Annotated in this window: 9 protein-coding genes; 3 read left to right on the forward strand and 6 right to left on the reverse strand. The window is 56.2% G+C overall.

Annotated elements, in window-relative coordinates; translation table 11 throughout:
- The 3 genes from KK078_RS21600 to KK078_RS21610 all read left to right on the forward strand — a co-directional run.
- Window positions 1-318: ABC transporter permease (locus tag KK078_RS21600; RefSeq protein ID WP_254092402.1), on the forward strand; the 318-nt coding region annotated here is incomplete at its 5' end.
- A gap of 56 nt (window positions 319-374) precedes the next feature.
- A complete protein-coding gene (locus KK078_RS21605) occupies window positions 375-1,115 on the forward strand; it encodes a hypothetical protein (RefSeq protein WP_254092403.1) in 741 nt (246 codons plus the stop codon).
- A gap of 280 nt (window positions 1,116-1,395) precedes the next feature.
- The gene (locus tag KK078_RS21610) at window positions 1,396-1,833 is read left to right on the forward strand and encodes an RrF2 family transcriptional regulator (RefSeq protein ID WP_254092404.1); all 438 of its coding nucleotides are present in this window, start codon (window positions 1,396-1,398) and stop codon (window positions 1,831-1,833) included.
- Between the two features lie 78 nt (window positions 1,834-1,911).
- On the opposite strand, the gene KK078_RS21615 is transcribed toward KK078_RS21610, so the two are convergent.
- The 6 genes from KK078_RS21615 to KK078_RS21640 all read right to left on the reverse strand — a co-directional run bounded on the left by KK078_RS21615 (window position 1,912) and on the right by KK078_RS21640 (window position 13,306).
- A complete protein-coding gene (locus KK078_RS21615) occupies window positions 1,912-3,126 on the reverse strand; it encodes an MFS transporter (RefSeq protein WP_254092405.1) in 1,215 nt (404 codons plus the stop codon).
- Between the two features lie 66 nt (window positions 3,127-3,192).
- Window positions 3,193-5,052, reverse strand: a complete 1,860-nt coding sequence (locus tag KK078_RS21620) for an FAD-dependent oxidoreductase (RefSeq protein ID WP_254092406.1) — start codon at window positions 5,050-5,052, stop codon at window positions 3,193-3,195.
- A gap of 42 nt (window positions 5,053-5,094) precedes the next feature.
- Window positions 5,095-7,104: an FAD-dependent oxidoreductase gene (locus KK078_RS21625; protein ID WP_394370584.1), complete on the reverse strand. Its 2,010-nt coding sequence runs from the start codon at window positions 7,102-7,104 to the stop codon at window positions 5,095-5,097.
- A 76-nt stretch (window positions 7,105-7,180) separates the two neighbouring features.
- A complete protein-coding gene (locus KK078_RS21630; protein ID WP_254092407.1) occupies window positions 7,181-8,689 on the reverse strand; it encodes a RagB/SusD family nutrient uptake outer membrane protein in 1,509 nt (502 codons plus the stop codon).
- 28 nt (window positions 8,690-8,717) lie between these two features.
- Window positions 8,718-12,038: a TonB-dependent receptor gene (locus tag KK078_RS21635; RefSeq protein WP_254092408.1), complete on the reverse strand. Its 3,321-nt coding sequence runs from the start codon at window positions 12,036-12,038 to the stop codon at window positions 8,718-8,720.
- 194 nt (window positions 12,039-12,232) lie between these two features.
- Complete coding sequence (locus tag KK078_RS21640; protein ID WP_254092409.1) at window positions 12,233-13,306, reverse strand: FecR family protein; 1,074 nt, start codon at window positions 13,304-13,306, stop codon at window positions 12,233-12,235.
- Between the last annotated feature and the right edge of the window lie 129 nt (window positions 13,307-13,435).

The raw sequence follows: 13,435 nt of genomic DNA on the forward strand, positions 1-13,435 counted from the left end.
TTGGCGGCGTTCACGGCCGAGCGCCGTGAGAAGGAAATCGGCATCCGCAAGGTGCTGGGCTCGGGCAATGCCAACATTGTGTGGCTGCTCTCCGCCGACTTCGCGCGGATGGTGCTGATCGCCGTGCTCGTGGCCATTCCTGTCAGCTATGTCGCGGCCCGGCAGTGGCTGAGCGGCTTTGCCTACAGCACTTCCCTGGACTGGTGGCTCTTTGCGGGTGCGGGCGTACTGGCACTGCTGGTAGCACTGCTTACCGTAGCCTTGCAAACCGTCCGCGCCGCACGGGTGAGTCCCGTGCGGTCTTTGACGAAAGAATAGGTACATCGGCTCTGCACGGTGCCGTGCAATATGTATCTTCGTTCACATCAACGGATATGCAGGGCCTTCTTCTATACGCGACCTTGACCTGGGGACAGGTAGGCAACATTCTCCATACCCCGGATTCCGTACGCCCGCTGGATACGGCTGCCTATCAGGCGGTGTGCCATATGTTACGCACCGAAGATCAACCGCATGTGGTGCTCGATGTTCAGGGCCGCATAGATTGCCATCGGATCAACCGCCACACGTCCGCAAGCCTCAACTTCCAGGCATTGAAGGCGCTGGCAAACGACTCGCGTATCGTAGAGGTGGCAGTAGACAATCACTATCTATACCGCGATATAATGGACTCCATACGACATGGTAATCTCGGCGCCGTTTATACCAACGAGCTCACGGACGCGACACGATACATGGTGCAATACACGCCTTCGCAATTGAAGAGCATGGGCTTCCGCGACGAGATCCGGGCCAGCGGCCCCTCAGGCATTACGCTGTTACCGGGCGGCGAACGGGATACAACAGGCGATGGCAAAGGGTCAGTCAATGGACACGTTGTCGTCATGATCTCCCGTGACCTGAACGAACGCGATGCGGCGCGCAAGCTGGCGCACGAAGCCAATGGTCATGCGTTGTTTTTTATAATGCATCAGGATCCCAATCATGCCGAAGACAAGACCCGGGGTGGAAATCCGGCGTTGGAGGATCAAATCCGAAACTGCGTTGCGGAAACCGAGCAGAACTACGACAACGCCAAACGTTCCCGTTCAGGAACGACAAAGCATCGTTATTAAGGGATCCTGCGACAGTACGGCCGGCACAACCTGTGACAGGTCGGGAGTTGATTGTCTACCATAATAATAGACAAAGTATTCTATTCTATTTTTCTTTCGTAATTTTTTAGCGCAGTTTTATGCCGGCAACGGGAAATTTTCGGTTAAGTATCTTTAAATAAGGTATTTAGGTTAAATACCCCTAATTTTCGGAGATTTATTCTGCTTATCTCTACTTCCCTATGGGTATTATAGATAACTTTGTAAAACATTCAAAAGTCATCTCTCAAATTCCTAATCTATGCTTTCGAAAAAATGTCAGTATGCGCTGCACGCTTTGACGTACCTGTCTACGGTCAAAGAAGGCGGCTCGGTTACGATCGGCGAGATTGCCGAAGAAAAGAACATTCCGAAGAAGTTTCTCGAGACCATTCTGCTGGACATGAAGAATGCCGGCATTCTGGGGAGTAAGAAAGGTAAAAGCGGCGGGTATTACCTGCGCAAAAAGACTGACCAGATCTCCATCCTCGAGGTGATCCGTCTCATCGACGGCGCCGTGGCGATGTTGCCGTGCGTGTCCCTGCACTTCTACAACTCCTGCGGTATGTGCGCCAACGAGGAGGAGTGCTCGATCAACCGCATCTTTGGCCAGGTGCGCGACGAAACGCTGAAGATCCTTTCGTCGAACACGGTCTCCGACCTGGCGATCAAGACGGAACTGGCGGCCAAAGTATTGTAAAAAAATGTACGCGTGAGCATGCGGGTTTGCCCGCATGCTCACGTTTACTCTGAGCGCCTATAGCGCCCTGTCAGACCGTTATTCTATAAATTGCAGGTCCTTGCCAAAGGTCTCTTTCATTTTCCACAGCGCCAGCGCGGCGATCAACAGGCTCGCGCCGCCTACCGCCCAGGCACTGAAGATCATGGAGTGGTGCAGGCGCAGCCATTCGAACGCCAATGTAAGCGGCACGACCGTGCCGCGCACAAAATTGGGAACCGTTGTCGCGACCGTTGCGCGAATGTTCGTACCAAACTGCTCGGCAGCGATCGTTACAAACAGTGCCCAGTAGCCTATGGCAAAACCCAGGAAAAAACACCGGGTATAGAACGCTGCTGCAGAAAGCCCGGCGGCTGTGAGGTACACTGCCATGGCGCCCGCCGTAAAAAACAGAAAGATCAGCACAACCTTCTTCCGGCTCTTCAGCACCTGGCTCAGCACGCCCGACGACAGATCGCCCAGCGATAACCCGATGTAGCAGCACATCACTGCCTTACCGGCATCGATGGCCTCGGGCAGATTCATACTGACGGCAAACTCAGGCGAGAACGTTACCAGGATGCCGATCACAAACCAGATGGGCAGGCCGATCAGGATACACCGCAGGTAATTGGCCAATAGCGGCCCGCGTGAAAGGAGCATAAAGAAGTTGCCGCGCGCGACCTTCTTTTCACGCACCTCGGCAAACATGCCCGACTCGGCCACGCTGTAACGCAGCAACAACAGGCAGAGTCCGAGGCCGCCGCCGATCCAATAGGCTACCTGCCAATCGGTAAACTCGGCTACGATGTACGCCAGCACGGCACCAAAAAGCCCCACCGATGCGACCAGGGTTGTGCCATAGCCGCGGATATGCTTCGGCAAGATCTCGGCCACGAGCGTAATGCCTGCCCCGAGCTCGCCCGCCAGGCCTACGCCGGCAATAAAACGCAGGACCGCGTACTGGGGCACCGTGGTGACGAAGCCATTGGCCAGGTTTGCCAAGGAGTATAGCAGGATGGAACCGAACAGTACGGACAGGCGCCCCCGCTTGTCGCCAAGTATACCCCACAGTATACCGCCGGTCAGCAAACCGGCCATCTGGATATTGATGAGAAAAATACCGTCGTGCAGCAGTGCTTCTCCGCTTTTGCCCAGGGCCTGAAGGCTGGGCACACGCACGATGCTGAAGAGCAGCAGGTCGTATATGTCGACAAAGTACCCGAGCGCCGCGATGATGACCGGCGGCCGCAGGATCTGTTTAACTGTATTCATAGCTATTAAAAAAACCGGCCCGCCACGCCTTACCCTTTGTGGCGAGCACGGTGTACAGGAAAGACGTTAAGGATGGGTATAGAGCTGTTGCAACACTTCGCGGCGTGTCGTGCGGCCGGGCGTAAAGGTCAGCGTCTTGCCGGAAGCTTTTTCCCACAGGGCCACGGTTTCCGCGTCGGCTATGTCGGCCAGGCGGGCTTTCCACTCCGGCAGGTACCCTTGCAGACCGAGCGTCTGCACCATGACAAAGTCGGCATCGGTGGGTTTTACGTCCTGGTAATAGATCAGCGTCGCCTGCCGGGCCACGAGCGATCGCTGCAGCTCCTCCACCGGTACATGGCGCACCTTTACCTGCCGGTCGATGGCGAGCGACGCGGCCACGCCGGCGGCCTGGCCCAGCGCCATCCAGCACGGTTCCATGCGCAGCGTCGAAAACCCGATGTGGCTACCCGACACCGGCACGGGCAATAATAAGTTATCGATGTCCTTCGGCACCATGACACCATACGGCACGGTATATACCTGCGAGGGATAACTCAAAAAACCGTCGAGGTGTACACGCCCCGGCTCGCGTTTTCGCACGGCGTGCGAGTCGAGCGCGTAGTGGCTGGCGGTGATGCTGGCGCCGTGAATAACCGGGCGCTGGCCGGGTATACGGGCCGTGGCGTCCTGGGCGGTGAAGAAGTACAGCCCCTCGAAGCGACGGCCCTCGCGCACATATACCTGGCGCGGAAAGTTGCCGTTGTCGGTATATTCGTCTTTGGCAAATCCCCACGCACGGGCGGCCTTGCGGAAATGCTCGGGCAGCTCCTTGTCGTTCTGTGCAAACCACAGCAACCCTTCGATATACGACCGCAGCCGCTGCGCAAAGGCATCGCGCCATGCCCAACCCGACGTTGGCCAGGGCCAGTTTTCTTCGGGCAGGTCGGTGGAAATAAAGGCCATGTGCTGGTTATTGGCGTCGGTCTTGGCGTTGGGCAATGTTACCATGTTGCTGATGCGGGCAATGCCCCACACGTCGCCGGGGATCTTCGAGGGGTTTCCCTGCGCGATGTGTTTACGGTTCTCTTCCAGCATGGCAGCGGTGACTTTTTCCATTTGCGCGCCGGTGTGGCGGCCGGTCCACACGTCTTCGATCAGCGATGTATACTCGGCGCGGTTGTACACGGCAGGCTTTTGTAGCGCTACGCGGTTGGCGGGGTTGTTGGTCAGACACAGGCGGTAGTTATACGACTGCACGGCGTTGTCGCCCTGGAAGGTACTGCCGGCACCTTCTGCCCCATGCCAGTATTTATATACCACACCGGCGCCCGGTTCGTTAAACTCGTCCTTGCCTTCGCGGCCCAGGCGGAAGGGCACACGGGCGGCAGCGCCCAGGTCTCCTTCGTAGGTCGCGTCTACAAAGATACGGCCGCGGTACGCCTCGGTGTTGCGCCGCTCGCGGTTCAGCACCGTGATCTGTTCGATGCGGTCGTTCTTCAGCACGATGTTTTCGTTCTCCACATCAAACTGCCGCATCTTCAGCACCGTGATCTTCGCCGACTGTTCGGCCAGCATCTGTTCCAGTACCTTTTCCGCTACGGACGGTTCAAAGTGAAATCCGTCGGAACAGTCTTTCACCTGCTGCGATGTTTCGCCGTAGCGGGTTACATAGTGTTGCCGTACGTGGCCGATGAACTCGGCAAACAATCCCGTCGTGGCGCCGCGTGTAGCAATGTCCGTTGCACCCAGGCCGTTGGCGGGCAAGCCGCCGATGTGCGCCGTGCGTTCCAGGATCACCGAGGTTTTTCCTTCGCGGGCGGCGGCGATCGCCGTCATAATTCCGCCCGGTGTGCCGCCTACAATGACCAGGTCGTACTGTTGCGCATAGGCTGCGGTGGTCCAGCAGAGTATAAGAGTGACTATCGTTATATAGCGTAATCTCATGTATGATTCTTTTTTTTAGTAGTACTATTCGGCGGTGTTCGATCACTCGGCCTGGCCGTCGGGCACCCACAGCACGGCATCGGCTACGACACTGCCCGTGCCGGCGCGTGGCGTGGATACTTCCACGTAGCCCTTGTTGCCCTTCGGCAGTGTATATTTTCCCAACGAAACCCACTCGCCCGATGTTTGCCCTTCCACGATCACCTCCGCGGGTTTTACAGTGATGTCCTTCTTTGTTTTCCCGTCGTATACCGTCACGCGGAAACTATTGGCAGCGTCGGTAACCTTCGGCATATAGAGGTATGCCGTATAGGCCTGCTGTTTGGGTACCGCGGGGGTAAACCGCAGGCTTGCCTCCTCTCCTGCCGCGGCTTTCAAAAACGAAGGACCATACCCCCCGCGCTTCACGGATTCCCACGTACCGGTGCGGGTAGCGGTAGCGTCTTCGTTATCCACCAGGATGTCGCCCGGGCGGCCGTCGGCCAAGGGATTGTTTTTGAGCGACGCCTGCACCGCGGCTACATCCACCTGTTGTACGCCTTTCTTTGCCTGAATGGCCTGTACCGCCGCCACGGCCGACGACTGTGCCAGCACCATAAAGACCGGCTCCATGCGGATCGATCCATAGGCGATGTGCGTGGCCGACAAACAAACCGGCACCAGCAGATTGGTACACTCCGCGGCCTTGGGTGTCAATGCCCCATAGCCGATGGGATACGGGCCAAAGCCACCGATCTCGACGTTGCCTTCATTCTTCACATGGCCGTTCACCACCAGGCGCTGACAGTTGTGCGAGTCCATGGTATACGCGGCCATGCCGATGCCGTCACGCACCACTTCACGCCCTTCGCAATTCGCCTGCCGCATGACGTACGCACCCACCAACCTGCGTGCTTCGCGCACGTACAGCTGCGGCGACCAGTGACCGTTGTCGGTATATTCATCGCGGGGGTATCCGTAGGTCAACATCTCGTCGCGCAGGGCTTGGGGCACGCGTGGGTCGTGGCCGTAGAAGTATAACAGTCCTTTGGTGTATCGTTCGTGATCTTCGATGATGCTGGCGCGTTGCGCATAGGTACCGTCGGGGTAGCCGTGGTTCATGCCGATCATGTCTGACGAGAAGCCGCCTCGGTTGTTGATGTCGGTTTTGTTGTTGGGCATCCGGCTGATGATAAAGTAGTCGTTGAGCTTGCGCTTCGCGGGGTTGGCGGCAAACAGGCGCAGCAGCAGCTCGTAGTGTGTGGAGTCGTATCCTGGAGGACGGGTGATCGGCACCTGGTTCTTCGGATCTGTGCTCAGGCAAATACGGTAGTTATAGGCCTGCACGCTGCGATCGCCCGTACCGTTGGGCGCCAGCTTCGCCTGGCTGATGCCCCACAGCAGACCGCTGTTGGGGTCTCCCGGCGTTTTATACGGGTCGATGCCGTCGGGCATCTGGTGGCCATCCATCAGCTGCACACCGTCGATAGTCTCCTGGTAGTCGGCGTTGTCTTCACGTCCCACGGCATACGACACACCTGCCTTCGCCATCAGGTCGCCTTCATACCCACAGTCGATGAACATGGCCGCGCGCACGACTCTGTCCGCGCGTGCGGGTGTGGCCGCGCTTTCCAGTACCACTTCCGTGATGCGGCCGTTTTGTTTGCGCACTTCCTTGACGCGGTATTCATACACCACCTGGAAGCCGCCTTGTTTGACGTATTGTTGAAATACTTCCTCCGCTACGTGCGGCTCGAACGTCCATTGCTCGAACTTACCATAGTGCCGGCCGATGCGCCGGTAAAAGTCGCGGGCCAACCCGGTAATGGCATACTTGTTACCAATGTCGGTATAGCCCAACCCGCCGGAGCTCATGCCGCCCAGGTGGCGGCCCGGTTCAATGAGTATGGCCTTCTTGCCCAGCTTCTGCGCGGTGTATGCGCCGATCACGCCGGCGGATGTGCCGCCATACAAACATATATCCGCCTCCATCACGGCCTGGCCAAACGCCCGCGAGCCAACCAGGAGCATAAGCAATGTTATCGTTCCAAATATCTTTTTCGTACAGATCATAATTTCCTGTTCAATAAGAGTGACAAAATCAGAAGGAAAAGGCACCAGGGAAATCCACCCGGTGCCCTTCGATGGATCAATACCCTGGATTCTGGTCGGTCAGGGGATCGAGCGCTTCGTTGTAGAGCATCTCGGAATCGGGTATAGGCCAGAAGAGATGTTTCTCGACCACGTCGATATTCTTCACTTCTTTGATCCGCTGCACGGCAATGCCGAGGCGTTTCAGGTCCAGCCAGCGTTTGCCTTCATACATCGTCTCAAAGCCACGCTCCTCTACGACCTGATCGATAAATTCCTGCAACGTGTAGTCAGCGATATCGAAGTCCACGGGCGACGGCGTATTGGACGGGTAACCATACGCACGGCGATGTACCTGGTTCAAACTCTCCATCGCTTCAGGTGTAGGTGCTTCCGCCGCACGTGCGGCAGCCTCCGCGTGGAACAGCAACAGGTCTGCATAGCGATACCAAGGGTAGTCGTTACCGGCGCCACCGACGCCGGCGGTCACCGCCACGGCCAGCGGGTCGCGATATTTGCGATACAACACCGTGGTCGGCCCTTTGTCAAATACATCGGGATATAACATGTGCTCCCGACGCAGGTCGGCAGGATCCCAGTTCTTGATGATGGGATTATTCACGGTGTCGGTATATTGCGCGTATACTCCGCCTGGGCCGTAATATTGCTTCGTTCGGTGCGCATAGCTTACCAGACCGAAGCCTTGCTGACGGGAGTATTTCAGATAAAAGATTTCTTCACGCGTAGACACGACTTCGGGGCCGAAAATTTTCTGAAAGTCCTCGGAAGTCCGCACTTCAACCAACGCAAACTCGCCCGAGCTCATCACTTCCTGTGCTTTGTCGCGTGCTAATGTCCATTCTGCTTTTACGGCGATTTTCGACTCGAAATCATCCGGCGTGCTCGCCCGGGTCATGTAAACTTCCGCCAGCAAGGTCTTGGCCGCCCATTTGTTAGGCCTGCCTGCGGCTGTTGGCTTTTCGTCGAAAGGCGTCTCTTCCGGCAACCCTGCTTCCGCCACCAGCGCATCGGCCAGGATAAGGTTATATACGTCTTCAATCGAGGCACGCGGCAGAGCGAGCTCCTCCATGTTCGCTTCGGTTCGCAGCGGCACACCTTTCCAGTTGCGCACCAACGCAAAGTAGAGCAGCGCACGCAGGTATTTTGCTTCCGCCATCAACGCCGTGGCATCTGCTTCCGACACCTGGCGGGCGTTGGGAATGTTGGCGATCACCAGGTTGGCATTGCGGATCGATTGGTATATATTCTCCCACACCGACTGCACGCGCGATACGTTTTGCGGCAACAAGCCCTTATATCCGCTGACATCGGTCTGACTGCCGCGGGAATAACCATAGTCGGCCATACCTTCCAGCTGTGCCGGGTAGTTGATCCCGAACCCACCGTCCGTCCGGATCGGCACATAAATGGCATTTACCGCCGCCACGAGCTCGTCTTTGGTTTGGTAAAAGTTCTCTACCGCCAGCGACTTCGGTTTCTCTTCCAGCATGTCGCTGCAGGCCCCCAGGGTCGCCAGGATCGTTATCGCGAAGAATATCTGTTTCATAGTCGTAATACGTTTAATCATGTGACGATCAGAATCCAAGGTTTACGCCAACGGTAAAGGTCTTCGCCGTGGGATAACCGTAGTGGTCGATCCCCTGACGGTAGGAGTTTACTCCTCCATAGGAGTTTATTTCCGGATCGTACCAGGAGTAGTCCGTTATCGTGATCAGGTTTTGCGCGCTGACATACACCTTGGCGCGCGACAGCCAGGTGATGTTCAGATTTGTCACGGGCACATTATACCCCAACTGGATGTTCTTAAAGCGCAGGTACGAGCCATCCTCCACAAACCGGTCGGATAGCTGCACTTTTACGTCTTTGTCCATCTTAGGGTAAGCGGCATTGGGATTTTGCTCTGTCCAGGTATTCTGATAGACATCCCGCGGCATGTTCAACCCCTGTCCATAGTCATACGCCTGGTTGATGCGGCTCAGGTTGAGGATGTCGTTACCTTGCGAGCCCTGAATGAATATGCCCAACTCGAAGTTCTTAAAAGACATATTGGAGTTGAAGCCATATATAAAGTTGGGATTAGGGTCGCCGATGATCCGTTTGTCGCCGACATCATAGTTTTTGCTGTCGTTGTAGTCATAGTACGCAGGGTTACCGTTGGCATCATACCCGCTTTCAACATACCCAAAGAAGATTCCCATGGGCTCGCCTTCGCGTAAAATGTTGGTCACGTCGTTGATCACCGCAATGCCGATCACATCGCCGTATATGTCTTTACCGCCGTATAGGCTTATCACCTTGTTTCGGTTAAAGGACATGTTACCCGATACATTCCATTTAAAATTACCCTCCAGCACGGCAGCATTCGCCCCGATCTCAAAGCCTTTGTTCTGCACCTTGCCTATATTCTGAATGGTATTGGCATACCCCGTTGACGCCGGGCGGGTAACGGTATTGAGCAGGTCGCGCGTGTTTTTGACGTAGTAGTCGAGTGTAATGCCAAAGCGGTTCTGCAGCAGCCCCAGGTCGATGCCGACGTTGGTCTGCGCCGTGGTCTCCCACTTGAGCGGCCCTGCCTGGCGTGTACCGGGTGCGTAGCTGGTAAAAATAGCGTCGTTAAATACGGTGCGGCCAGACGTCAGCAAGTTCAACGTATAGTACGCGTCGATGGCGGTGCTGCCCGTTTCGCCATAGCCGGCACGCAGCTTCAGGTCAGAGATTGCCGCTACGCTCTGCATAAATGGTTCTTCGCTGATGCGCCAGGCAAGCGATGCCGACGGGAAATTACCCCACTTCTGGCCTTCGCTGTAACGCGACGAACCGTCTGTGCGAAAACTGGCGGTGGCCAGATACTTGCCCTTGTAAGAGTAGTTCACACGGGCCAGGTATGAAACCAGGGTCCATTCCTGAAACGATGACTTGCTGCTGCCCTGGGCAGCCGACTGGATGTCGTACGTTTCGGGTGTGTCGCTGATGAATCCCGCGCCGTTGGCGTCCAGCGTGGTAGCCTGGTAATTCTGATACGTGATCCCTGCCACGGCGGAGATGTTGTGCGCGCCAAACTCCTTGGTATAGGTAACGGTGTTTTCGTTCAGCACACTCATGTTTTGTGCTGTCTGAACCTGCGCGGAACCCGTCGAGTTAAAGAATTTTTTATTGCGATAGATGTCGGTACGGTCGTTTGTATTTTCAATACCTCCCGAGATCTTGATGGCCAGGCCCGGCACAGGCGTATAGGTAATGGCGCCGTTGGCCAACACTTTGTTGGAGCGGATGTGATCGCTTTCGTTTTCAATAAAGTCAAGCGGATTGATGAGCACGTTGGACGCCCAGGTATATTGACGCAGATCGGTCAGGGCGCCGGTCTCGGTGCGGGCGGGCAATGTGGGATACGCCGTGAGAATAGACGAAATAAGTGAGCCGCCCCGGTTGCCTTGTCCGGAGTTCTTGCGATCGGAGTCGATGCGGCTGAGAATGGCATTCAGATCGAACTTGAACTTTTCGCTCACATCGGTGGTGATGTTTGCACGCACCGAGTTCCGTACGTAATTGCTGCCTTTGATGATCCCGTCCTGGTCGAAGTTGCTGCCCGAGAGCAGAAAGCGTGTCTTTTCAGTGCCTCCTTTCACACTGATCGCATGATTTTGAATGGGCGCCGTTTGAAAGACCTCGTCTTGCCAGTCCGTTCCTTTTCCAAACGCGTCTACCTCCTCTTGTGTAAACTTCGGTGTGATACCGTCGTTGAGATCGCGCTGGCGAATGGTGGCGGCGTATTCATGCGCATCCATCAGGTCGAGCTTTTTGCGAATGGATTGAAAGCCATAGTAACCATCATACTCCACGACGGTCTTCCCGGCCTTGCCGCGCTTGGTCGTGATCAGCACCACGCCGTTGGCGCCACGCGAGCCATAGATGGCAGTAGCCGACGCATCTTTTAAGATATCGATGGATTCGATGTCGGCACTGTTCAGCAACGTAGGGTTGCCGGAATACGGAAAGCCGTCGACCACATACAGCGGCTCATTATTCCCCTGAATCGAGTTTGCACCACGCACCCGTACACTGATGGCACTGCCCGGCGCACCGGTATTGGGCGAGATCTGCACCCCGGCGGCACGGCCGCTAAGCGCCTGCATCACGTTGGTGGTTGGAAACGCATTCAGCTCTTCCGACCGGACCGAAGCCACAGACCCCGTCAGGTCCGACTTCTTTACTTCTCCATACCCCACGACCACGATTTCGCTCAGCGAGGTGATGTCGGGTTGCAGCGTTACGTTGATCTGCGTCTGTGTGCCGACGCTGACCTCCTGCTGCATAAACCCGATGAAGGAGAACAGCAGCACGGCCGTTTCGTCGGGCACGGTCAGCGAATATTTACCTTCGGCGTCTGTTGTTGTACCCGTCGTCGTACCTTTCAGCAGCACGTTCACCCCCGGCAACGCTGCGCCTGTATCGTCTATGACGAGGCCGGTGACGGTGATCGCGCCGACAGGCCCCACTACCTTTTCGGGCAGTGTCTCTACGGGAATAGCATTGATGCGGCTGCGCGTCAGGATGATCTGGTTGCCATCGGCTTCGTAGGCGATGTGGCGGGGCGCCAGGATCCTTTCCAGGACGTCGGCCAGCCGCTCGTCGGTCACGCGCAGCGAGATGCGCTCGGTGGATGCAACCAGGTTAGATTGGTAGAGGAACTTGGCCTGGGTGGCCTCCTCCAGTCTTTCCAGGGCTTTGCGAAGCGTGACCTCATCCAATTCCAGGCTGATCTTGGTGTCCAGCACCTGGGCGGCCGTTTCGTGCGCCTGGGCTACACTGATAAAAAGAAGGGTGGCGAAGAAATGAACAAGGGATACCTTCATAATGAACAATACATGTCCACGAACCTGTAGTTCTTTTTTCATACTTTTGAAGTGTTTTGTCTTGATGTGTTGAAGCGGATAGACAAACGCCTCTTTTCGTCCTTGGCGGGACGATAGGGCATTCCAGACCGGCGGTGTTGGCGCACTGCCGGTCTCTGTGTTTCTGGAGTTATCGTGTATTCTGCTGCATAGTCATTGTTTTTAGGTTTAGGGTTGGGTTTTAATCGATGCTTGTGTTACGGCGTACAGCCCCTACTGGTAATGACGATATGAGAATCGATCACCTCATAAGTGCCTTGAATACCCTTGCAGATCAGCTTTAGCTGTTCGTCCAGCGGCACCTCGGTGAGCGTGGCGTGCAGGAGACAGCGGGCCAGTGATTCTTCGTCGTATACGATCTGTATACCATAGGCCTTCTCCAACGTTTCGAAGACTTCGCTTACCGGTACATCGTTGAACTCGAAGCTATAGCCGGCAAAGGGTTGCAACACCTCCGGTTTTTCCACGAGCGATTTAGTCAGCTTTTTCCCGGCGCGTTCATAGACCACCTGTTGGTTTGGCGTCAGCACCACAGCCTCCTGTCCTGCGGGGGCTTCAGTCACCTTGGATACCGACACCCGGCCGGTCTTTACCTGGACCGTGGTACGCGCCTCGCGCGCAAAGCTGCGCACGCGAAAGCTCGTTCCCAGCACGCGTGTCACCAGGTCCTGCGCGTGTACCAGAAAAGGCCGGTGCGGGTCTTTCTTTACTTCAAAGAACGCCTCGCCGGTGAGGTATACATCGCGCATCTGCGGCGTAAAGTGTGCCGGGTATTGCAACACACTGTGCGGTTGCAACACCACCGAGCTGCCGTCTTCCAGTACAATGGTCCTGGCCTGGTTGCTGTCGTTGCTGCGCCGCTCCAGCCCCGCCGGTATCTGCACCGCTACGGTGCCGGGATCTCCGTCAAAGGGCGCCCGCCACAGCAGCCAGACACCCCCGAAGAGTATCACCAGGATCGCGGCCTTGCTATACCACTGCTGCCACGGGCGCAGGGGTACCGGTTGCTGGTTGGGCAGCTCCAGCGTGGTCTTGATCTTCTGCCACACCTCCTGTTGCTTGGTGGCGTCGGGAATGTGCTGCGGCTCTTCCACCACCGCCAGAATCATCATGCGCGCTTCTTCGATCTCCTCGGCCTTGGCGGGATTGGCGCGGATCCAGCTCTTCCAGAAAATGTCCCGCGAAGAGCCCGGGTGCGGATGGCGCACCCACTTGATAAAATCATCGTCCGCGGCAAAGTCTTCTGCCGCAAAATCTACGTAGTTCTTCATATCGGTATGCGAGCTGTTTTGGCTACTTCAAACGTTATATCTGCTTAAAGCAACGTTTTCGGGATTTAACTCACTTTTCGGAAGAAAAACTTTTCACACCGAAAAAGCGGAATAAAAAAGTCAAATTTA

Origin of the sequence: Dawidia soli (assembly GCF_018598185.1) — a bacterium.
In the GTDB taxonomy this organism is placed as follows: domain Bacteria; phylum Bacteroidota; class Bacteroidia; order Cytophagales; family Cyclobacteriaceae; genus Ohtaekwangia; species Ohtaekwangia soli.